Source organism: Rhodococcus sp. NPDC019647, from assembly GCF_044389235.1.
Taxonomy (GTDB): domain Bacteria; phylum Actinomycetota; class Actinomycetes; order Mycobacteriales; family Mycobacteriaceae; genus Rhodococcus_F; species Rhodococcus_F oxybenzonivorans.
The window spans coordinates 368,365-388,231 of the sequence record NZ_JBIRXS010000004.1 but is presented as its reverse complement, the minus strand read 5'-3'; the positions used below and the strand labels follow the sequence as shown (position 1 = coordinate 388,231).

The following is a 19,867-nucleotide window of genomic DNA, read 5'->3' as shown; positions in this document are numbered from 1 at the left end:
TCTCGCAAGAGAGATCCGAAGTCATCGCCGCAGGTAAACGCCATTTTCGCCATCACTCTTGAAAACGCTCGTTATCACCGCTACATTCGTCATAAGGTAAGACCAAAGCGACTTCGCGGACGGACTCCGCTCCGCGTGCAACAAGAGAGGACCACAGGTCGATGAGTGACTTCACGGATGTGACGTACGAGGTCGAGAACGGACTCGCCTGGATCACGATCAACCGGCCCGATCGGTACAACGCGTTCCGCGCGCGCACCGTCGACGAGTTGGTGAAGTCGTTCAAGAAGGCGTGGGGCAGCGCTGAGGTCGGGGCGATCGCGCTGACCGGAGCCGGCGAGAAGGCGTTCTGCTCGGGTGGCGACCAGAAGCAGCGTATGGAGACCGGCGACTACGGCCCGTCCGACAGCGGACTGTTCGAGGTCGAGGCGCTGCACCGCGTCCTCCGGGACGTTCCCAAGCCTGTGATCGCCGCGGTCAACGGTGTCGCGGTCGGCGGCGGCCATGTGCTGCACCTGCTGTGCGACCTGTCCATCGCCGCGGACCACGCCATTTTCGGGCAGAACGGCCCGCGCGTCGGATCGTTCGACGCCGGACTCGGCACCGGCTACCTGGCCCGCGCGATCGGCGAGAAGCGTGCGCGGGAGATCTGGTTCCTCTGCCGCCGCTACAGCGCCGAGCAGGCCCTCGACTGGGGTCTGGTCAACAAGGTGGTGCCCGGTGACCAGCTGCGGGCGGAGGTCCGCGCCTGGGCCGACGAGATCCTGCAGCTCTCGCCGACGGCGCTGAAGGTGCTCAAGCAGTCTCTCAACGCGGACACCGAGCATTTCATCGCGCAGGGCAACATGGCCTACTCGACGCTCAAGCTGTTCGGTGAGTCCGCCGAGGCCATCGAGGGCATCAGCGCGTTCAACGAAAAACGCAAGCCCGACTTCTCCAAGTTCCGCGGCGCCTGATCCTGACTTCCGGACGGCGGGGCTGTCTTCCGCCCCGCCGTCCGGCAACTCACTCCCCAGGACCCGTCACAGAGAGCAGTCGCCCACATGCGTTTCACCCGAGAGCAACAGGATTTCGCGGTGGCCGTCCGCGAACTCTGCGACTCCGAATGTAAGACACTCCAGCAGCGTGACGCCCTGACCGAGGGCGGCACTGTGGCCAACAGTTCCGCCTTGCTCGAGAAATTCGCCGGCCTCGGCTGGCTCGCCGTGTCGCTGCCGGAAGAGTATGGCGGGGGCGGCGCCGGAATGGTCGAGGAATGCATCTTCCTCGAGGAAACCGCGCGGGGGTTCGCCCCGATTATCGCCTATTCCACGGGACTTACGGCCGCACAAACCTATCTGCGCTACGGCACCGAGGAACAGAAGCGCACGATCGTGGGCAACATGGCATCCGGAAAGCTCGAGGCGATCGCCCTCAGCGAGCCCGGTGCCGGTTCCGACCTCGGTGGTGTCCGGATCAAAGCCGAACTGGTCGACGACCACTACGTCATCAACGGTCAGAAAACGTGGATCTCCGCGGCACACGTCGCCGAGCACATCCTCCTCCTCGCCCGGACCGACGCGTCGGGGAGCAAGCACCGGGGTTTGACCCTTTTCATGGTGCCTGCCGATTCGCCCGGCCTCGAGATCCACGGCATCCAGACCATGGAGGCCCGCACCTGCAACGACCTGTACTTCACCGATGTCGCCGTGCCCGCGAGCGCGGTGGTGGGTACACCGAACCTGGCGTGGCGCCACCTCATGCGGGGGCTCAGCGTCGAGCGCCTCATCATCGCGACGATGGCGCTAGGCGGGGCCCAGCGATCACTCGACGATGTGATCGCTTTCGTCACCGAGCGTGAACAATTCGGTCAGAAGATCAGCAGTTTCCAGGCCATCCGTCACCGCATCGCGGATCTCGCCACGGAGATCGCCTTCGCGAAGTCGTTCGTGTACGACGTGGCCGAACGGATCGATGCCGGGGAGGAAGACAACCTCAACCGCGAAGGGTCGATGGCTAAGCTGAAATGTACCGAAATCGCGAAGAAGACCGCACTCGAGGCGATGCAGATGATGGGTGGCTACGGCTATACCCGCGAATACGGCATGGAAGAACAGGTTCGCCGGTCTCTGGCTCCGCCTATCTACGGCGGTACCAACGAGATTCAGCGCGAAATCATCAGCAAGAGCCTGGGCCTGTAGCCCTCGTTCCCGACCATAGGACCATTCCATGACCACTTCTCCCTTCACTCCCGACGCCCTCGCCGGCAAGCGCGTGCTGATCACCGGCGGCGGCACCGGGCTCGGCCGCGGCGTCGCCCGGCACCTCGTCGATCACGGAGCCGAAGTTCATCTGTGGGGCCGTCGGCCCGCTGTCCTCGAGGAAGCCGCGGCGGAGGCGTCCGTCTCCCGTCCGGGCTCGGTCCACTGGCAGACCGTCGATGTCCGCAAGGCTGACCTCGTATCGGCGGCCATGGACGAGATCTGGACGCTTCACGGACCACTGACCGGCGTCATCAACAACGCCGCCGCGAACTTCATCGCCCCCACCGAATCGCTCAGCGCACGCGCCTTCGAGGCCGTCACCTCCACCGTGATGAACGGGTCCTTCAATACCACCCACGCCGCGGGCCGCCGCTGGATCGAAGGCGGCAACAAGGGTGTCGTCTTGTCCACCCTTACCACCTGGGTGTGGAGCGGATCCGCGTTCGTCGTTCCGTCCGCGATGGCGAAAGCTGCCGTGCACTCGATGACGATGTCGCTCGCGGTCGAATGGGCCCGATACGGCATCCGCCTCAACGCACTCGCCCCCGGACCGATTCCGACCGACTACGCGTGGGAAATGCTCAACCCCACCGACAAGAGTGCAGTCGGCGCAACGCAGGCCGACCAGGTGCCGATGGGCCGAATGGGCACGATGGAAGAACTTGCCAACCTCACCACCTTCCTCCTGTCGGACGCCTGCGACTACCTCACCGGCCAGACCATCGCGATGGACGGCGGTCAGATGCTCGCCGGCCCCGGGACTTTCGCCGGTCTGACATCGATGACCAACGAGGACTGGGCCACCGCCCGGGAGAAGAGCAAGGCCGCGAGCGAAGCAGCAAAGGCGCAGCGCGGAGTCTGACCCCACCTACGAGGCCTGCCTGCCGGTGACGACGAGGTCCCGGCGGGCAGGCCTCTTCTGTGTGACCCTCGTTCCACTTCGCACCTACCGCCCAGGAGAGACATGATGATCGAGAACATCACCGCCCCTCCGTTCATCGCGACCGGCGTGGAAGCGCTGTTCCAGGTAGCACCCGTGACCGGCGACGGCACCCACGGCAGGTCGGAAATGTCGAGCGGACCGTGGCTGGCCGACCAGCGCGGGCTGCCCTGCCGCGGCGCCCTCGGCGTTCTGATGGACGACGTGACCGGCTACCCGCTCACCGCGCGATGTCCGGCCGGACACTGGTCCGTCACCACGGAATTACACATCGACTTCACCCGCAACCCACCGCTCGACGGATCGATCCTGCAGGCCGACAGCCAAGTCGTCACGACCGATCCGACCGGCGGTCTGGCGAGCGGCCGAATCGTCGACGAGAGCGGGCGGGTCGTTGCCCTGGGGAGCGCCCGATTGCGATTCGTCGCGGCCGCCTCACCGTCGGGATCCGTCTCCGATGACGTCATCCGCTCGCGAGCGAACGCATCCTCGATCATCGAACTCCTCGGCGCGCACCACCGACGAGACAACGCTTGCGCCGGCCTGGAACTGGATCCGTCGGATTCGCTCTGCAATCCGCTGGGCAACGTTCACGGTGGCGTCCTTCTGTGTGCATCCGAGATCGCCGGTCACTCCGCGGTGGCGCCACACGCCGATTTCCAGACGACGTCGATTGCGATGACCTTCGTACGGCCCAGCCCTGGAACCGAGCCGATCACCTTCGCACCCCGGGTGGTCTATCGCGGCCGCAGCTTTGCCGTCATCCACGTCGTCGGACGCAATCGAACCGGAAAGACCTGCACCACAGCAACGGTCACCTGCCATCGCAGCTGAGCCGACACGACTGAGGCGGTCGGTACTCAGGTACCGACCGCCTCAGTCTCGTCGTCACACTACCGACGGCGCCAATCCCGCGGCGCGGTAGGCCGCGTCGAGGAACGCCCGCACGAGGGACCCGTCGCGGTAGTACTGGTCGCCGACTCCGGCGACAGCTCGACGACGTCCGTACTCGTACAGCACCGCCAGCTTCCACAAGGCCAGCGCGGTGTACCAGGACAGGTTCGACAGGTCGGCTCCCGTCGCGTCCGCGTACCGCTGAGCCAGCTCGTCGCGGGTGGGATACCCCTCCTCGAGCACCGCCACAGCGAGATCCTCGGTCGGTGTGCGTTCCTCCCCGTCGACTGGATACGACGCGAGAAAGTACCCGAGGTCGAACAGGGGGTCACCGATCGTCGCCAACTCCCAGTCCAGCACTGCAGCAATGCGTCCCGGCGAATCCGGAGCGAGGATGACGTTGCCGATACGGTAGTCGTTGTGGATGATCGCCGCACCGGACTCTGCGGGCACGTGAGCGGCGAGCCACGCGTCGATTCCCGCAAACTCCGGCGGCGGTGTTCCGTCCTCCGCTGCCACCAGTTTGCCCATGCGGCGCAGGTGACGCGCGTTGAACCCGTCCGGCCGGCCGATGTCCTCCAGCCCGGCCGCCTGCCAGTCCACTGCGTGCAGTGCGGCGAGAGTGTCGATCAATGCTTCACCGATCCGGCGACGATCCGCGGGGGCGCTCAACGCCGGCGGTGTCTCGGTAGTGACCACCGGACCGGGAACGTAATCCATCACGTAGAACGGGACGTCGAGCACGTCACCGGTCTGGCCGACGGCGAGGACGTCCGCCACCGGCACGCCACTGCCGGCGAGGGCGCCGACAAGGCGCGCCTCCCGCAGCATGTCGTGGGCGCCCGCCGGGACGGGCGGCGGAGGCGGTCGTCGGACGATCACCTGACGCACCCCGTCGGAGACGAGGAACGTCAGGTTGGAATGCCCGTCGCCGATACGCGCAGTCGTGAGCGGCCCCTCGGTGATCCCGCGCTCGCGCAGAAACGTCTCCAGCGCACCGAGCGTGTCGGGCGTCCATTCCCAGGTCATGCGCTCGCCTCCATCCGTGTGGTCATTCGTCGGTTCCTACTGTCCGGTGAAGCGCGGCGCCCGCTTCTCCTTGAAGGCGGCGAGCGCCTCCGGCATGTCGGCGCAGCGGGTGAGCAACGCCTGACCCCGGTTCTCCAGTTCCAGCGCCGCCGCATACGACGTCACTTCCTCGTTCCGTTGCAGCGCACGCTTCGACATCCGAACGCCGCCAGGGGAATTCGAGGCGATCGCCTCGGCCACCGCGACGGCCTCGTCGAACAAGTCCTCACTGGGCACTACCCGGTTTGCCAGCCCGATCCGGGCGGCTTCCTCGGCGCCGACGAAACGCGCGGTGTACGCGATTTCCGCCGCCCGGCCCGGTCCGACGAGCCGGGTGAGCTTCCACGACGTGCCCAGTTCCCCGACGGACAACCCGACCTTGACGAACGCCGCGTTGAACTTCGCGGTCGGCGCCACGAGGCGGATGTCTGCGGCGAGCGCGAGAGCCAGGCCGCCGCCCGCCGCGGCACCGTGAATCGCAGCGATAACAGGGAACGGCAGGTGGTACAACGCCGCCAGCCCACCGGTCGCGGTCTCCTGGAACTTCAGGAATTCACGCACACCCATTTCGGTGATGACGTGGATCTCGTCCAGATCGAACCCGGCGCAGAACGACCGCTCGCCCGCCCCCCGAATGATCAGCGCCCGCGCATCGGTGTCGCGCAACGCGTACGCGGCGGTCTTGAACTCCGTGAACATCTTGACCGTCATCGAGTTCATTCGGTCGGGTCGATTGATCGTGAGGACAGCGATCTTGCCCTCGAGCACCTCGAGGGTGAGGGTCTCCAGCTGCGGCGGCTCGTAGTTACTCAGCACCGCCGTATTCTCCCGCACTTCGGTCTGCGTCATCTGGCTCACCTTCCCGTGAACTTCGGGTTGCGCTTCTCTTTGAACGCAGCCAGCGCCTCGGGCATGTCCTCGCCACGAGTGAGCAGCGCCTGACCCCGGTTCTCCAACTCCAGTGCTGCCGCGTACGACGACACCTCCATATTCGCGTGGAGCGCCCGCTTCGACAGCTGCACCCCGGCAGGCGAATTCGCACGGATCAGGCGCGCCATCGCGAGCGCCTCGTCGAGAAGCGACTCGGCGGGAACGACCGCATTGAGCAGTCCGAGCGACTCCGCCTCGACGGCCTCGATGAAGCGGCCCGTGTAGGCGAACTCCGCTGCCCGCGCCGGTCCGATGAGCCGGGGCAGGTGCCAGGAGGCGCCTAGATCACCGGCGGACAGGCCGATCCGTACGAATGCCGCGTTGAACCGTGCGGCCGGCGAACCAATCCGGATGTCGGCGGCAAGCGAAAGGGACAGCCCGCCACCGGCGGCCGCACCGTTGACGGCCGCGATCACCGGGACGCGAATGCTGCGGATCGCCGAGAGCGCCCGTGCGGCCAGTTCCTGCTGGTCGAGCATGCCCATCGGTGTCAACGACGACAGTCCGTCGGCATCGTCGAGGTCGAAGCCACCGCAGAACGCCTTGCCGGCACCAGTGAGGATCACGACGCGGAGGTCGTCCTCCTGATCCAGTTGCAGCGCCACCTTCTCCAGTTCGACGAACATGGTGGTCGTCATCGAGTTCATGCGTTCGGGGCGATTCAACGTCACGACGGCGATGCCGGGTTCCGGCCGCTCGAGCGTGAACGTTTCCCATGTCGTGGGCTCGGTCACGAGTTCACTCCTTCTCCAGTGCGGCGATTCCATGCGATCGCCCTCAGTTCGTGGCCGGACGCGGCGCGTCCGGATGGTCGGGTATCTGTGGAGGGCTCTCAGCGACCCGCATCATCTACGCGCCTCCGCTCGCTTTTTGGTCTGATAATAATACCTTGAATTCGGTCGCGGAGGAATCCTCCCGACCTCGCGTCCGGGCATGCGCACTGACGACCAACACGACAGACACCAGTACGATCGCTCCCCCGGTCACCAACGCGGGGGTCACGGGTTCGGAGAGAACAACGGACCCGAGTGCCACAGCCACCACCGGATTCACATAGGTATGCGTGGCCACCAGCGACAGAGGAGCGTGATGCAAAAGCCACGCGTACGCCGTGAAACCGATGATCGAGCCGAAGACGACCAGGTAGCCGAACGCTCCCCATGCCCTCGGTCCGATCATTCCGTCCAGCCGTTCGCCAGTCGCCACCGACGCGAGCGACATGGCCGCTCCTGCCGCCAGAAGCTGGTACGCCGCAGTCACGTACACGTCTTGCGGCAACCAGACCCTCGGCTTGATCCACGACCCGAACGACCACGACAGGCTGGACAGCACGATGACCGCCACCCCGATGACGGGAAGCCCGGACTGCCCACCACCACCGTGCGGCAACACCAGCACGGCGAGACCGATCAGCCCCACGCCGACACCTACCAACTCGAGCACCCGCGGGCGGTCACCGCCCAGCGTGCGATAGAGACAAATCCACAGCGGCACCATGGCGATGAGGAGCGCCGTCACGCCGGAGGGCACGCCGTGCAACTGGCCGACCGAGGTCAGGCCGTTCCCACACGCGAGTAGGAGCACTCCCAGGAACGCGGCTCCCGCTGCCTCGCGCCACGTGAGGCGCAACCGCCCCCAGCCGCCGCGACAGGCCAGGAAGGCAGCCATCAACGCACCGGCAAGGAGAAACCGCACACCCATCGAGCCCAGGGGCGGCACTTCCTCGATGACCAGACGGATCGCGAGGTAGACCGATCCCCAGATCACATAGACGAGGAACAGTGCGAACGCGATCGGACCCCTTCCGACACTTCCGGGCGACATGGCGCTCAGGAGAAGCGCGGAGCGCGCTTCTCCAGGAAGGCCGTGATGCCTTCCTTCGCCTCTCCGTTCTCGAACAGATCCTGCTCCTGGGCCACCTCGAACCGGAAGCCCTCCTCGAGTGGCGTGTCGAACGATGCGTCGACCGTGCGGATGACGGCGCGCTGCGCGGGCAGCGACATCGTGCACAACTCGGTGGCGAGAGCCAGCGCGGCCTCCGTGGCGGCGCCTGCCTCGACGAGGCGATCGATCAAGCCGATCGCGTGCGCCTCGGGAGCGAGCACCTGGCGGGCGCTCAGCATGATGTCGAGGGCACGGCCGCGACCGACCAGACGCGGAAGGCGCTGCGTCCCACCCGCTCCGGGAATCAGCCCCAGCTTCACCTCGGGCAATCCGAACTTGGCGTCCGCACCACCGACCCGCAGCGTGCATGCCATCGCGAGTTCGAGGCCGCCGCCCAGCGCGAGGCCGTCCACCGCGGCGATCGAAATTCGGTCGGCCGATGCGAGCCGGTCGAGCGCACTCCGAAGCCGATCGCCATACGCCGTGAAGGATTCCGCGTCGACGGCCGACATGTGCTTGATGTCGGCGCCGGCCGCGAAGAAGCCGGGAATATCCGAGCGGACGACGACCACCTTCACGGAGCCGTCGGCGTCCGCTGCGTCGAGTGCCTCGTTCAGACCGTCGATGATCGGCAAACCGAGAGCGTTCGCCGGCCTGCGTTGCAACGTGATCGTCATGACGCCGGCCTCGACGTCGCTCCACACGACTGCGGGCGTTGCGGTTTCCGACATGCACACCATCCTTCTCGGTCCTGTATTGACCCAATCATACTAATTATCAGACCGAAATGGAAGATCAGGGACGACGCGGGAACTTGTCGAACTCCGGGCGCCGCTTGGCCTTATACGCCTCGCGCCCCTCTTTAGCCTCCTCCGTCGAGTAGAAGAGCAAATTCGCGTCGTGAGCGAGTTGCTGAATGCCCGCCAGACCGTCCTCGGCCGCATTGAAACTCGCCTTCATGAGCCGGAGCGCAAACGGCGAAAGCTCGAGCATCTCGCGACACCACTGCACCGTTTCCCGCTCCAGGTCGGCGAGGGGAACAACGGTATTGACCAAACCCATCTCGCGTGCCTGCTGCGCGTCGTACTGCCGGCACAGGAACCAGATCTCCTTGGCCTTCTTCACCCCGACCAGTTCCGCGAGCAACCCCGCGCCGTAGCCGCCGTCGAACGACCCCACCTTCGGGCCCACCTGACCGAACCGGGCGTTGTCCGCCGCGATCGTGAGGTCACAGACCAGGTGCAGGATGTGCCCGCCGCCGATCGCGTAACCAGCGACCATGGCCACCACCGGCTTCGGCAGGCGCCGGATCTGAATCTGCAGATCCGTGACGTGGAAACGTCCGACGCTGCCCGCCTTGCCTGGCTCGGTGAGGTAGCCGGTGTCGCCGCGCACCCGCTGATCGCCGCCCGAGCAGAAGGCGTCGGGCCCCTCCCCCGTCAGCACGATCACGCCGACCGAGGAGTCTTCGCGGGCGTCGACCAGCGCCTCGGAGATTTCCATCAGCGTCTGTGGCCGGAACGCGTTGCGTACCTCCGGACGGCAGATCGTGATCTTCGCGATCCCGTCACCACTGTGCTCGTATCGGATCTCCTCGAACTCACCGACTGCTGTCCAGGACACGAAATTCGTTGCATCACCGTTGTTCGTCATACAGCGATCATAGGCACACGCGCTAACGATCGTTATCGACTGAGCCTGCGACTGCCGAAGGTGCGACCCGGAAACCGAGCCGCACCTTCGTGTCCGTACAACCGTCAGGACATTGTCAGGCCACCGCTGACGGACAGGGTCTGGCCGGTGACGAATTCCGCTGCGTCGGAGGCAAAGTACGCCACCGCCGCGCCGATGTCTTCCGCCTTGCCGAGACGCTTCATCGGCACGGCGCGGGTCATGCCTCCGATCACCTTGTCGGCATCCTGGCCGGAGCTGTCGGCGAACTTGCGCAGCGCCGGAGTATCGGTGGGGCCGGGGCACACGGTGTTCGCGGTGACACCCTTGGTCGCGACCTCACGGGCGAGGGTCTTGGTGAAGGCGATGATGCCACCCTTGGCGCCCGAGTACACGGCCTCGAGCGAAGAGCCGACACGGCCCGCGTCGGAACCGATGTTGATGACACGGCCCCAGCCGCGCTCGACCATGCCCGGGACAGTCGCCTGAATAACACGGAGCTGACCCTTGAAGTTGATGTCGAGGATCCGGTCCCAGAAAGCCTCGTCCGTCTTCAGGAACGGCATGAAGTCGTCCCAGCCGGCGTTGTTCACGACGATCTCGACCGGGCCGAACTGCTCGGCGACCTGCTTCACCGCCGCCTGCACCGATGCGGTGTCGGTGACGTCGACGGGGACGGCGATCGCCTGGCCACCGGCGTCGCGGATGCCGGCCGCGGTCTTCTCGGCGACCTCCAGATTGAGGTCGGCGACCGCGACGCGGAAGCCGGCAGCACCCAGTGCGTCGGAAATGCCCTTGCCGATGCCCTGCGCACCGCCGGTCACGAATGCAACTCGATTACTCATGTTCTTCTCCGATTGTGTGTGTCGTTGTTCGAGGTTCGGTCGACGTCAGCGCAGGCTCGATGCCCACTCGATGGGGCCTGCGACGATCGAATGACTGGTGAGCTTGCGGCCGAGCACACTCTGCGCTTCACGGGCCGCGTCGATGACGCGAGGAAGGTCGAGGCCCGTCTCGACGCCCATTTCGTGGAACATGCTCACCAGGTCCTCGGTGGCGATGTTGCCGGTCGAGCCCGCCGGAACGGGGCAGCCACCCAGCTCCCCGAAGCTCGATTCGAAGCTCGCGCAACCTGCTTCGAGGGCCGCGTATGCATTGGCAAGGCCCTGACCGCGGGTGTTGTGGAAGTGGGCGGTCACCTCGACGCCGGGCAGCCGATCGAGCGCTGCCGAGAAGAATTCTGAGGCGTACGCCGGGTTGCACATGCCCGTGGTATCGCCGAAGCCGATCTCGGTGGCGCCGGCGTCCGCGAACCGTTCGGCGAGGTCGAGCACCCGGGTCAGGTCGACCTTGCCCTCGAACGGGCAGCCGAACGACGTCGCGATCACGGCGGCGCAGTCGAGGCCCTCGGCGACGATCCGTTTGGCCATGACGTCGTTGTCCGCCATCGTTTCGTCGACAGTCCGATTGACGTTCTTCTTGTTGTGGGTCTCCGACGCGCTGACGAAGATCGCGACCTCGTGGAACTTGTCGCGCACCTTCAGGGCGTTCTCGAGGCCCTTGGTGTTGGGGACGAGCACCATCAGCTTCGTCTCTTCGGGGACCTCGATGCGCTCGAGAACCTCGACGCCGTCCGCGAGCTGCGGGATTACGTCCGGACGCACGAAACTGGCCACCTCGATCCGTGTGAACCCCGCCCTCCCGAGAGCATTGATCAACCGCACCTTGTCGTCGGTCGGGATGTGTTCCGGTTCGTTCTGGAAACCGTCACGCGGTCCGACCTCCCGGATCTGGACCCGCTGGGGACGCGTCATGGCGTCGACTCCTTTCCCCTCACTCCGCTGTGGATGCAAGGTCGTATTCCTCGAGATCGAATTCCAGACTCGCGCGGTGTTCCGGTGCCGCCACGGCAATCATGCGGCGCGCGCGCTCACCGAGGGAACATCCGCGCAGCGCCGCGGCACCGTATTCGGTGACCACGAAGTCGACGTCCGCGCGGGCGGTGGTCACCGCGCCGTACTCGAGGGCTGTTTTGATCGTCGACTCCCCGCGGGAATCGGCGCGCATCGCGATGATGGAGCGGCCGCCGGTCATCGCCGCGGCCCGCGAGAAGTCCACCTGGCCCCCGACCGCACCGGCGTAGGTCGTGTTGCGGAGCTCCGCGCCGACCTGACCGGTGAGGTCGACCTCGATCGCCGAGTTGATGGACACGAACGACTTCAGTTGCGAAAGAATTTGCGGTGCATGGGTATAGCTCGCCGGCCGGAACGCCACCGGAAGCCCGGGAAGCCGGTCGTAGAGTGTGGCCGTTCCGAGCGCGGCGCCCGTCACGTGTAGTCCCGGGTCGATTTCTTTCCGCGCCCCGGTCAGCACACCTCGGTCGATCAGTCGCAGCGCAGCATCGGAGATCATGCCGGAATGCAGTCCGAGGTCCTTGTGTCCCGCGAGAGCGGTGAGGACGGCGGACGGCAACGTCCCGACGCCGATCTGGATCGTGTCGCCGTCCGCCACCAGATCGGCGACGTTCCGTGCTATCGCCAGTTCCACGTCCGCGGGCTCGCGGTCCGGCGCCTCGAGCAACGGCCGGTCGGTCTCGACCACCGCGGCGAACCGCGACAGCGGAATCTTCGGTGCCCCGAGAGTGACGGGCATGCGACGGTTGATCTCGGCGATGAGGACCGGTGTGTGATCGAGGGCATCGGCAATGTAGTCGACACCGACCCCGAGCGAGCAGTTTCCGGCAGAGTCCGGCGGTGACACCTGCACGAAGCCCACGTCACAGGGCAACCGCCGTTCGGCGAACAGCCGCGGCAAGGCCCCGTAGTGGCAGGGCACGACCTCGAGGTGGGCGAGGCGACGCAGTTCACCAAGGCCACCGTAGGAGACGATGGACAACTCGTCCGGCGGTTCGCTCGTCAGCCGCCGATTCCAGGTCAGCCCGACGAAGGCCCGGACGGGGCCGATCGACGACACCTGGTCGAGCAGGGCGTGGACGAGCGGGGTGGGTTCCGCGCTCGTCTGGCTCCACCAGATCCCGTCGCCGGGCCGGATGTGCTGCGTCAGGTCGATCATCAGCCGATCCGCTGAATCAGGGTCGCCGTTCCCAGACCGCCACCGCAGCACATTGTTACCAAGCCGATTTCGGCGTCACGCCGCTCGAGTTCCGCGACGATCGTGGCGATGAGACGCGCACCCGTCGCACCGACGGGGTGCCCGAGCGCGATCGCGCCGCCGTTGACGTTGACCCGGTCCATGTCCGGCTTCAGCTCCCGCTCCCAGGCGAGGACGACCGAACTGAACGCCTCGTTGACCTCGAAGAGATCGATGTCGTCGATGCTCATCCCGTTGCGGTCGAGCAACTTCTGGGTCGCCGGGATCGGGCCGGTCAGCATGATGATCGGATCGACCCCGACGGTGGTCTGATCGAGGATACGGGCCCGCGCACGGAGTCCGTGGGCATCGACCGCCTCCCGGGAGGCGAGCAGCACACCGGAAGCCCCGTCCGAGATCGGCGACGAACTGCCCGCCGTGATGCGGCCGTCCTTGCGGAACGCGGTCTTCAGGCCCGCGAGGCTGTCCAGAGTCGTTCCGGGACGGACCGTCTGGTCGGTGGCACGCGTCTCACCGGCGAGGTCGAGAGGAATCATCTCGGTGTCGAAGCGACCGGCCTCGATGGCCTCGGTCGCGAGACGATGAGACCGGACGGCGAACTCGTCCATCTCCTGCCGGGAAATTCCCCACCGATCCGCGATGAGTTCGGCGCTCTCACCCTGGTGCACGAAGTCGTAGCGCTCACGCAGCGCTTCCGGCCACGGGTCGCCGTACAGTTCGGAGATCTTCGCGGGTGAGGTGATCGGCACGTGTCCCATGTGCTCGACACCACCGGCGAGGACGACGTCGTGGGTGCCGGAGCCGACCAGCGCAGCGCCCATCTCGACCGCGGTTTGCGCAGACCCGCAACGGCGGTCCAGCACCACGGCCGGCACCTCCGGCGGGTAGCCCACCTGCAGCCAGGCGTTGCGGCCGATGTTTCGGGACTGCTCGCCGAACGGTGCGGTGCAGCCGATCACGAGGTCCTCGACGACGGCCGGGTCGAGGCCGCTGCGGCGGATCAGGTCGGTGTACACCGCGCCGAGCATGTCGTTGGGGTGGGTGTCGCGGAACCAGCCACGCTCGGGGTGCGACTTGCCCATCGGAGTGCGGGCCGCTTCCGCGATGACGACCTCGCGGGCGGAACGTTGGAAGGGGTTGCGCTTCTCGGCCATCAGATCACCGTTCCGCCGTCGACGGGCAGTACCTGGCCCGTGATGTACGACGCGCCGGCTGACGCGAAGAACACGAAGCTCGACGAGATCTCGTCCGGCTCTGCCCAGCGGCCCAACGGAATTCGCGCAAGCGTTTTCGCGGCAAGCTTCTCGTTGCTGCGGATGTTCGCCGTCATCTTGGTGGCGGCGAGCGGCGCGATCGCGTTGACCGTGATCTGCTTCTTGGCGAGTTCACGCGCCAGCGACTTCGTGAGTCCGATGATGCCCGCCTTCGCGGCACCGTAGTTGGCCTGCCCGATGGTGCCCTGGAGTCCGGCGGCGGAGGTCACGTTGATGATGCGGCCGCTGCCATCGGACGGCAGGTACGGCAGGGCGGCCTTACTGCAGACGAAGCTGCCGACGAGGTGGATGTCGACGATGCGGCGGAAGTCCTCTTCTTCGAGATTCGGGAACATCGCCGGCGCGATGGCACCCGCGTTGTTGACCAGAATGTTCAGGGTGCCGTCGTTCAGAGCGGCGGCCTGCTCCGCCGCAGCCGCCGCCTGATCGCCGTTGCGGACGTCGAGGGCCGCGGACTTCGCAGCACCGCCTGCCGAGGTGATCTCCGCTGCCACGGCCGCCGCGGCATCGGCGTCTACGTCGGTGACGAGCACCGCCGCACCTGCTCGCGCGTAGGCATGCGCCACCGAGGCGCCGATTCCACTACCCGCACCGGTGACGAGTGCGGACTTTCCGGTGAGTTCGAACATCAGTAGCTCCTGGGGAGGCCGAGGACGTGCTCGCCGAGGTAGTTGAGAACCATCTCCTGGCTGAGCGGGGCGATCTTGGTGAGGCGGGCTTCGCGGAAGTACCGGGCCACGTGGTATTCCTCCGAGTAGCCCATGCCGCCATGGGTCTGGAGGGCGCGGTCGGCGGCTTGGAATCCGGCGTCGGCGCACAGGTACTTGGCCATGTTGGCTTCGCGGGCGCACGGCTTTCCGTTGTCGTAGAGCCACGTCGCCTTACGCAGGACGAGTTCGGCGGCGTCGAGGCGAGCGAGGGAATCCGCGAGCGGGAACTGCAAACCCTGATTCATGCCGATGGGGCGACCGAATACCTCACGCTCGTTGGCGTACTGGACGCCCCGGCGAAGAGCGGCCCGGCCGATACCGAGCGCCTCGGACGCCACCAGCATGCGCTCCGGGTTGAGGCCGTCGAGAATGTACTTGAAGCCCTTGCCCTCCTCGCCCACCCGGTCCTCGACGGGAATTTCGAGGTTGTCGATGAACAATTCGTTCGACGTGACCGCGTTGCGCCCCATTTTCTTGATCGGGCGAATGTCGACCTTCGAGCGGTCCAGGTCGGTGAGGAACAGCGTCAGGCCGTCCGTCTTCTTCTTCGCATCCTCGAACTTCGTAGTGCGGGTGAGGAGAAGAATCTTCTCCGACTCCATCGCCTTGGAGATCCAGACCTTGCGGCCGTTGACGATGTACTTGTCGCCCTCGCGTCGCGCGAAGGTGGTGATCTTGGTGGTGTCCAATCCGGCGCCGGGCTCGGTGACGCCGAAGCATACGTGCAGATCGCCGTCGACGATCCGCGGAAGGGTGCGCTGCTTGAGTTCCTCGGAGCCGTGCACGATCACGGGGTGCATACCGAAGATCGACAGGTGCATCGAACTCGCGCCGTTCATGCCGGCGCCGGAAGCGGCAACTTCCTCCAGCAGGATCGAGGCCTCGGTGATACCCATACCGTGCCCGCCGTACGCCTCGGGCGTGGTGATGCCGAGCCAGCCGCCCTTGGCGAACGCGTCGTAGAACTCGGTGGGGAACTCGTGCTCGCTGTCCTTTTCCACCCAGTACTGCTCGTCGAACTTGCCGGCCAGCTCTCGCACCGCTCCTCGGATCGTTGCCTGATCCTCGGTCAGATCAAAGTCCACAGCACGTCCCATCGTCGTCGAATCCGTTTGGACTTAAGTTACTAAAGGACAGACCAAAAAGTCAACGGTGGATCAGACCGCGGGCAACAGCGGCAGATCCCGGGCGAGCCGCTCGTTCCACACGTCCGGGCCACCGAACAGCTTTTCGTCGAGCTTGGCGCGCTTGTAGTACAGGTGCAGGTCGTGTTCCCACGTGTAACCGATCGCGCCGTGCATCACGAGGGCACTGTCGGCCGCCTGCACCGCATTCCGCGGCACCTGGGCCTTCGCGACCGCGGCATGCATCGCGCGATCGCCGAGACCGAGATCCACCGACGCCGCGGCGTAGTAGGCAATGGAGCGGCCGGCCTCGACGGAGACGAGAATGCCTGCAGCAGCGTGCTTCACGGCCTGGAACGAGCCGATCGGCACTCCGAACTGCTGGCGTTGTTTGCTGTAGTCGACCGCGAGATGCAGCATGCGATCCATCGCACCGAGCGCGTCCGCGGCCACGAGCACGGCCGCGCGGAGTCCGACGTCTTCGAGGGCCGTCGCCGCCTCGCCGTCAAGGCGCTGTCCGGCGCCGCCCTCGAACAGGACATCCGCGGCAGCGCGAGACGGATCGAGGAAGCGCCGCGACTTCACCGTGACGCCAGGGTCGTCGACGCGGACAAGGTAGAGGGCGACCTGTCCGTCGACATCCACCGCCGGGACGACCAGCAGTTTTGCTCGTTCTGCGCCGAGTACCACCGGGACACGACCGGTCAGCGTGCCACTCGAGTCGGCGCGCACCGAGTCGGTGACAGAGAACGGCCGGGTCGAATCGACGGCGACTGCCGCGAACCCCTCCCCCGACAGCACGTCGGTGGCGACGTCGGCGGGCAGGAGGGGGGCAGCGAGGACTGACGCGGTCCAGGCGCTCGACGGCGCGGCGTACCGGGCCAGCGCCTCGGCGGTCAACGCCAGTTCGAGTAATCCACCGCCCTGACCGCCGATGTCTTCGGCGAGGCCGGCGGAGAACCAGCCTTCCTCGACGAATCTTTGCTCGAACTCGGCAGGATCTCCCGATTCACCCCACTTGCGGACTTTTGCCGGAGCGGCGAACCGCTCGAGCCAGCCGCCGAGGGCTTCGGTGAACATTTCCTGCTCTTCTGACAGCTCCCAGCGCATAGAACTGGTCCTCCCGATGAGACGAAGAATAGGCTGCAATACGACCGCAGCGAGAACACAATGGTATATTAGGTCTGACCGTTAGACCAGAGAGGGCGGGGAACCATGCCACCAGCCGTGCCGAACACCATCCGGAACGGACGTTCCTCCATTCAGTTGACCCCGATGGAGGTTCCGAAGGCGTCGGATGTCCTCGCGAACGAGCTGCGCGAGCGCATTCTCAGCGGGGACTACGTCGAAGGCACACCGTTGCCGCCGGAGCGCGAACTCGTCGTCCAGACCAAGATGAGCCGCACCACCGTGCGCGAAGCCCTCCGCATCCTCGAGGTGCAGGGACTCGTGCGCATCAAGGCGGGACGAGCCGGAGGCGCCTTCGTTCAGCGTCCGGGCGAACAGTCCATGGCGGACACGGTGGCCCTGCTCATCCGCGGCCGCCAGATCCGTCTCGCTGCATTGCTCGAGACCCGCGAGGCGATCGAGCCCTTCTGCGCTCAACTCGCCGCCCGGCATCGCACCGACGAGGATCTCGCTCGACTCGATGCCGCCAACGACGATATCGCCGTCGCAGGCGACAGCCTCGATGCCTTCCTCCAGGCGAACATCGATTGGCACGTCGCCGTCGCGAGCGCCAGTCACAACGAACTGTTGTCGGGTCTCATGATCTCGCTGTCGCGCGCCATCTATGCCGCAACGGAAAACGAAGGTTTCATCGACGACAAGGTTCGCGAGATCACCGTCCGGGCCCACCGCTCGGTCACCAAGGCCATCCGGGACAAGGACGCCGATGCTGCCGTGCGGCGCATGAGCCGGCACGTCCACTCCTACGCCGAGTCGATCAAGGACTTCGAGCAGCGCACCGACATTCTGCTCGACGAATGAACATCGCTGCATAACATCATCGAGTAGCTGCGAGGGCCCCGCACCGTGTGCCGGTGTGGGGCCCTCGTCGCTGTCACGTCGCCGAACTGGCGGTCACCACGGCGCGGATTTCGTCCACGGCCTCCGGGTTCTCCGCACCTGACAAGTCACCGGGATCGGTACCCAGCGCGGCGGCGCGCACCGCGCGGCGCAGGATCTTCGCCGACCGGGTCTTCGGCAACCGCGATACGCGGTGTACCACACTGGGCGCGAACGGTTTTCCGAGTTCGGCAGCCACACTGGCAATCAACTCGGCCGAGATGTCCGCCGTGTCACCGACCGCGTCCGCGCGAGGCACCCAGAACGCCCACACCGCCTCACCCTTCTTCGGGTCCGGGACACCGACCGCCGCCGCCTCGGACACCGCCGGATGTGCGGTGAGCACCGCCTCGACCTCCGCGGGCGCAAGCCGCTTCCCGGCCACGTTCATCACGTCGTCCGAACGGCCCCGGATGTACCACTGGCCGTCGTCGTCGACGAGCGCGTAGTCGCCGTGCCGCCACATACCGGGGAACGTCGACCAATACGCCTCCAGATAGCGTTCCTCGTCCTTCCACACCCCGCGCGTCATCGACGGCCACGGTTGCCGGCAAACGAGTTCGCCCTGTTCGCCGCGCAGCGAGCGTCCTGCGTCGTCGACGACGTCGACGTCCATACCCAGCGAGGGCCCGCCCAGTGAACAGCTGTGGATCGGTTCCACCGGGTACGGCGCGAGAAACGACCCGCCGACCTCCGTGCCCCCGGAAAAGTTGATGACCGGTACGCGCCCACCGAAGACGTCCTTCGCCAGCCAGTCGTACGAGTCCGGGTCCCACGGCTCACCGGTCGACCCGATCGTGTGCACCGAGGACAAGTCGTATCGTGCCGCGACATCCGTCTCCCGTCCACGAAGGGTGCGGATCAGCGTCGGGGAGACGCCCAGCATCGTCACCCCATGTCGCTGCACGAGCTGCCACAGTCGGTCCGTGTCCGGTACGTCCGGGGAGCCTTCGTAGAGAACGAGAGTTCCACCGTTGGCGTGGGTGCCGACGATCGACAGCGGCCCCATGATCCAGCCCATGTCGGTGATCCAGCAGAAGGCGCCACCGGGTTTCAGATCGAACGAGTACGCGACCTCGCTGGCAGTCTTCACGAGGAACCCGGCGTGGGTGTGGACGGCTCCCTTCGGCTTGCCGGTCGTACCGGACGTGTAGGCCAGCGCGAACGGCGCGTTCGCGTCCATCGCCTCGATCGGACCCGGGTCACCGCCGTTCCCGAGAAGCTTCGCCCAGGCGATGTCGCGTGCGGTGGAATCTACAGGGGCACCGACATTCTCGACCACGACGACCGATTGCACCGTCGGGCAGACGGCCAGCGCTTCGTCGAGCGCCGGCTTCATCGTGACGGTCTTGCGACGCCGCACGGTTCCGTCCGCGACGATCACCACCTTCGCGTCCGCGTCCTGGATGCGGGACGCGATCGCATTCGGCGCGAAGCCTGAGAAGAGCGGAACGAGGACCGCACCGAGCCGCGCGACCGCATACACCGACACCACCGCCTCGGGAATCATCGGCAGGAAGAGGGCGACGGCGTCGCCCTTGCCGACGCCGAGCTCGCGCAGGCCCGCCGCTGCCCGTTCGACGTCCGCTGCGAGCTCGCGGTACGACAGGCTGCGGACGACCCCGTCCTCTGCTTCGTGGGCCACGGCCACCCGATCGGCGGCGGCCGGGTCGGCGAGCCAACGCTCAAGACATGCGTCGACGACGTTCGTCCTGCCGCCGACGAACCAGTCCGGATGCTCGATTCCGCGGGAGGTGTCGAGAACCTCGTGGTACGGCGACTGGAACGGCAGACCCAGATCGCGGACCACCGCGTCCCAGTACCACCGCACATCGGCGACGGAGCGGGCGCGGAGCTCGGCGAGGCCCGGGAGGCCGTGGGCGCGGGCGAGCCGCGTGACGTTCGCGTTCTCGACGTACTCGTCGGTGGGGTGCCAGGTGTAGTCGGACAC

19 protein-coding genes are annotated in these 19,867 nt (G+C 66.3%); 5 read left to right on the top strand and 14 right to left on the bottom strand.

Translation table 11 applies throughout. The features are described from left to right. The first annotated feature begins 161 nt into the window (after positions 1-161). The 4 genes from ACH49N_RS11875 (at position 162) to ACH49N_RS11860 (ending at position 4,017) form a co-directional block, all read left to right on the top strand. Entirely contained in the window at positions 162-956 is a 795-nt protein-coding gene (locus tag ACH49N_RS11875; protein WP_358272238.1) for an enoyl-CoA hydratase-related protein, read from the top strand. 87 nt (positions 957-1,043) lie between these two features. Further along, positions 1,044-2,180, top strand: a complete 1,137-nt coding sequence (locus tag ACH49N_RS11870; RefSeq protein ID WP_358272239.1) for an acyl-CoA dehydrogenase family protein — start codon at positions 1,044-1,046, stop codon at positions 2,178-2,180. A gap of 28 nt (positions 2,181-2,208) precedes the next feature. Further along, a complete protein-coding gene (locus tag ACH49N_RS11865) occupies positions 2,209-3,105 on the top strand; it encodes an SDR family oxidoreductase (protein WP_061700710.1) in 897 nt (298 codons plus the stop codon). A 102-nt stretch (positions 3,106-3,207) separates the two neighbouring features. Continuing rightward, entirely contained in the window at positions 3,208-4,017 is an 810-nt protein-coding gene (locus ACH49N_RS11860) for a PaaI family thioesterase (protein WP_358272241.1), read from the top strand. Positions 4,018-4,071: 54 nt separating this feature from the next. Here the strand turns inward: ACH49N_RS11860 and ACH49N_RS11855 are convergent, their stop codons facing one another. The 13 genes from ACH49N_RS11855 to ACH49N_RS11795 form a co-directional block, all read right to left on the bottom strand. Then, positions 4,072-5,106 (bottom strand): phosphotransferase family protein, encoded by a 1,035-nt coding sequence (locus tag ACH49N_RS11855; RefSeq protein ID WP_358272243.1) that lies wholly within the window; start codon positions 5,104-5,106, stop codon positions 4,072-4,074. Between the two features lie 36 nt (positions 5,107-5,142). Next, entirely contained in the window at positions 5,143-5,994 is an 852-nt protein-coding gene (locus tag ACH49N_RS11850) for an enoyl-CoA hydratase/isomerase family protein (RefSeq protein WP_317767248.1), read from the bottom strand. Positions 5,995-5,999: 5 nt separating this feature from the next. Beyond that, positions 6,000-6,809, bottom strand: coding sequence for an enoyl-CoA hydratase-related protein (locus tag ACH49N_RS11845; protein WP_358272245.1), 810 nt, complete (start codon positions 6,807-6,809; stop codon positions 6,000-6,002). Positions 6,810-6,924: 115 nt separating this feature from the next. Continuing rightward, a complete protein-coding gene (locus tag ACH49N_RS11840; protein WP_358272247.1) occupies positions 6,925-7,899 on the bottom strand; it encodes an EamA family transporter in 975 nt (324 codons plus the stop codon). A gap of 5 nt (positions 7,900-7,904) precedes the next feature. After that, entirely contained in the window at positions 7,905-8,690 is a 786-nt protein-coding gene (locus ACH49N_RS11835) for an enoyl-CoA hydratase-related protein (protein ID WP_358272249.1), read from the bottom strand. Between the two features lie 64 nt (positions 8,691-8,754). Next, positions 8,755-9,612 (bottom strand): 1,4-dihydroxy-2-naphthoyl-CoA synthase, encoded by an 858-nt coding sequence (gene menB, locus ACH49N_RS11830; protein ID WP_358272250.1) that lies wholly within the window; start codon positions 9,610-9,612, stop codon positions 8,755-8,757. A gap of 104 nt (positions 9,613-9,716) precedes the next feature. Beyond that, positions 9,717-10,475: an SDR family NAD(P)-dependent oxidoreductase gene (locus tag ACH49N_RS11825; protein WP_213575993.1), complete on the bottom strand. Its 759-nt coding sequence runs from the start codon at positions 10,473-10,475 to the stop codon at positions 9,717-9,719. A 45-nt stretch (positions 10,476-10,520) separates the two neighbouring features. Beyond that, a complete protein-coding gene (locus ACH49N_RS11820) occupies positions 10,521-11,444 on the bottom strand; it encodes a hydroxymethylglutaryl-CoA lyase (protein WP_358272252.1) in 924 nt (307 codons plus the stop codon). 19 nt (positions 11,445-11,463) lie between these two features. Then, a complete protein-coding gene (locus ACH49N_RS11815; protein WP_358272253.1) occupies positions 11,464-12,702 on the bottom strand; it encodes an acetyl-CoA hydrolase/transferase C-terminal domain-containing protein in 1,239 nt (412 codons plus the stop codon). Beyond that, positions 12,702-13,895 (bottom strand): thiolase family protein, encoded by a 1,194-nt coding sequence (locus ACH49N_RS11810; protein ID WP_358272255.1) that lies wholly within the window; start codon positions 13,893-13,895, stop codon positions 12,702-12,704. Before ACH49N_RS11810 ends, ACH49N_RS11815 begins: the two co-directional genes overlap by 1 nt. Then, positions 13,895-14,644, bottom strand: a complete 750-nt coding sequence (locus tag ACH49N_RS11805) for an SDR family NAD(P)-dependent oxidoreductase (RefSeq protein ID WP_213575989.1) — start codon at positions 14,642-14,644, stop codon at positions 13,895-13,897. The genes ACH49N_RS11810 and ACH49N_RS11805 overlap by 1 nt, the downstream gene beginning before the upstream one ends. Then, positions 14,644-15,810, bottom strand: a complete 1,167-nt coding sequence (locus ACH49N_RS11800; protein ID WP_109334153.1) for an acyl-CoA dehydrogenase family protein — start codon at positions 15,808-15,810, stop codon at positions 14,644-14,646. The genes ACH49N_RS11805 and ACH49N_RS11800 overlap by 1 nt, the downstream gene beginning before the upstream one ends. Positions 15,811-15,882: 72 nt before the next feature. Beyond that, positions 15,883-16,959 carry an acyl-CoA dehydrogenase gene (locus ACH49N_RS11795; protein WP_358272256.1) on the bottom strand — a complete coding sequence of 359 codons (1,077 nt, stop codon included), beginning with the start codon at positions 16,957-16,959 and terminating at the stop codon, positions 15,883-15,885. A 117-nt stretch (positions 16,960-17,076) separates the two neighbouring features. Between ACH49N_RS11795 and ACH49N_RS11790 the strand changes: the two genes are divergently transcribed. Beyond that, complete coding sequence (locus ACH49N_RS11790; RefSeq protein WP_358272258.1) at positions 17,077-17,838, top strand: FadR/GntR family transcriptional regulator; 762 nt, start codon at positions 17,077-17,079, stop codon at positions 17,836-17,838. 73 nt (positions 17,839-17,911) lie between these two features. On the opposite strand, the gene ACH49N_RS11785 is transcribed toward ACH49N_RS11790, so the two are convergent. Continuing rightward, complete coding sequence (locus ACH49N_RS11785) at positions 17,912-19,867, bottom strand: AMP-binding protein (protein WP_358272259.1); 1,956 nt, start codon at positions 19,865-19,867, stop codon at positions 17,912-17,914.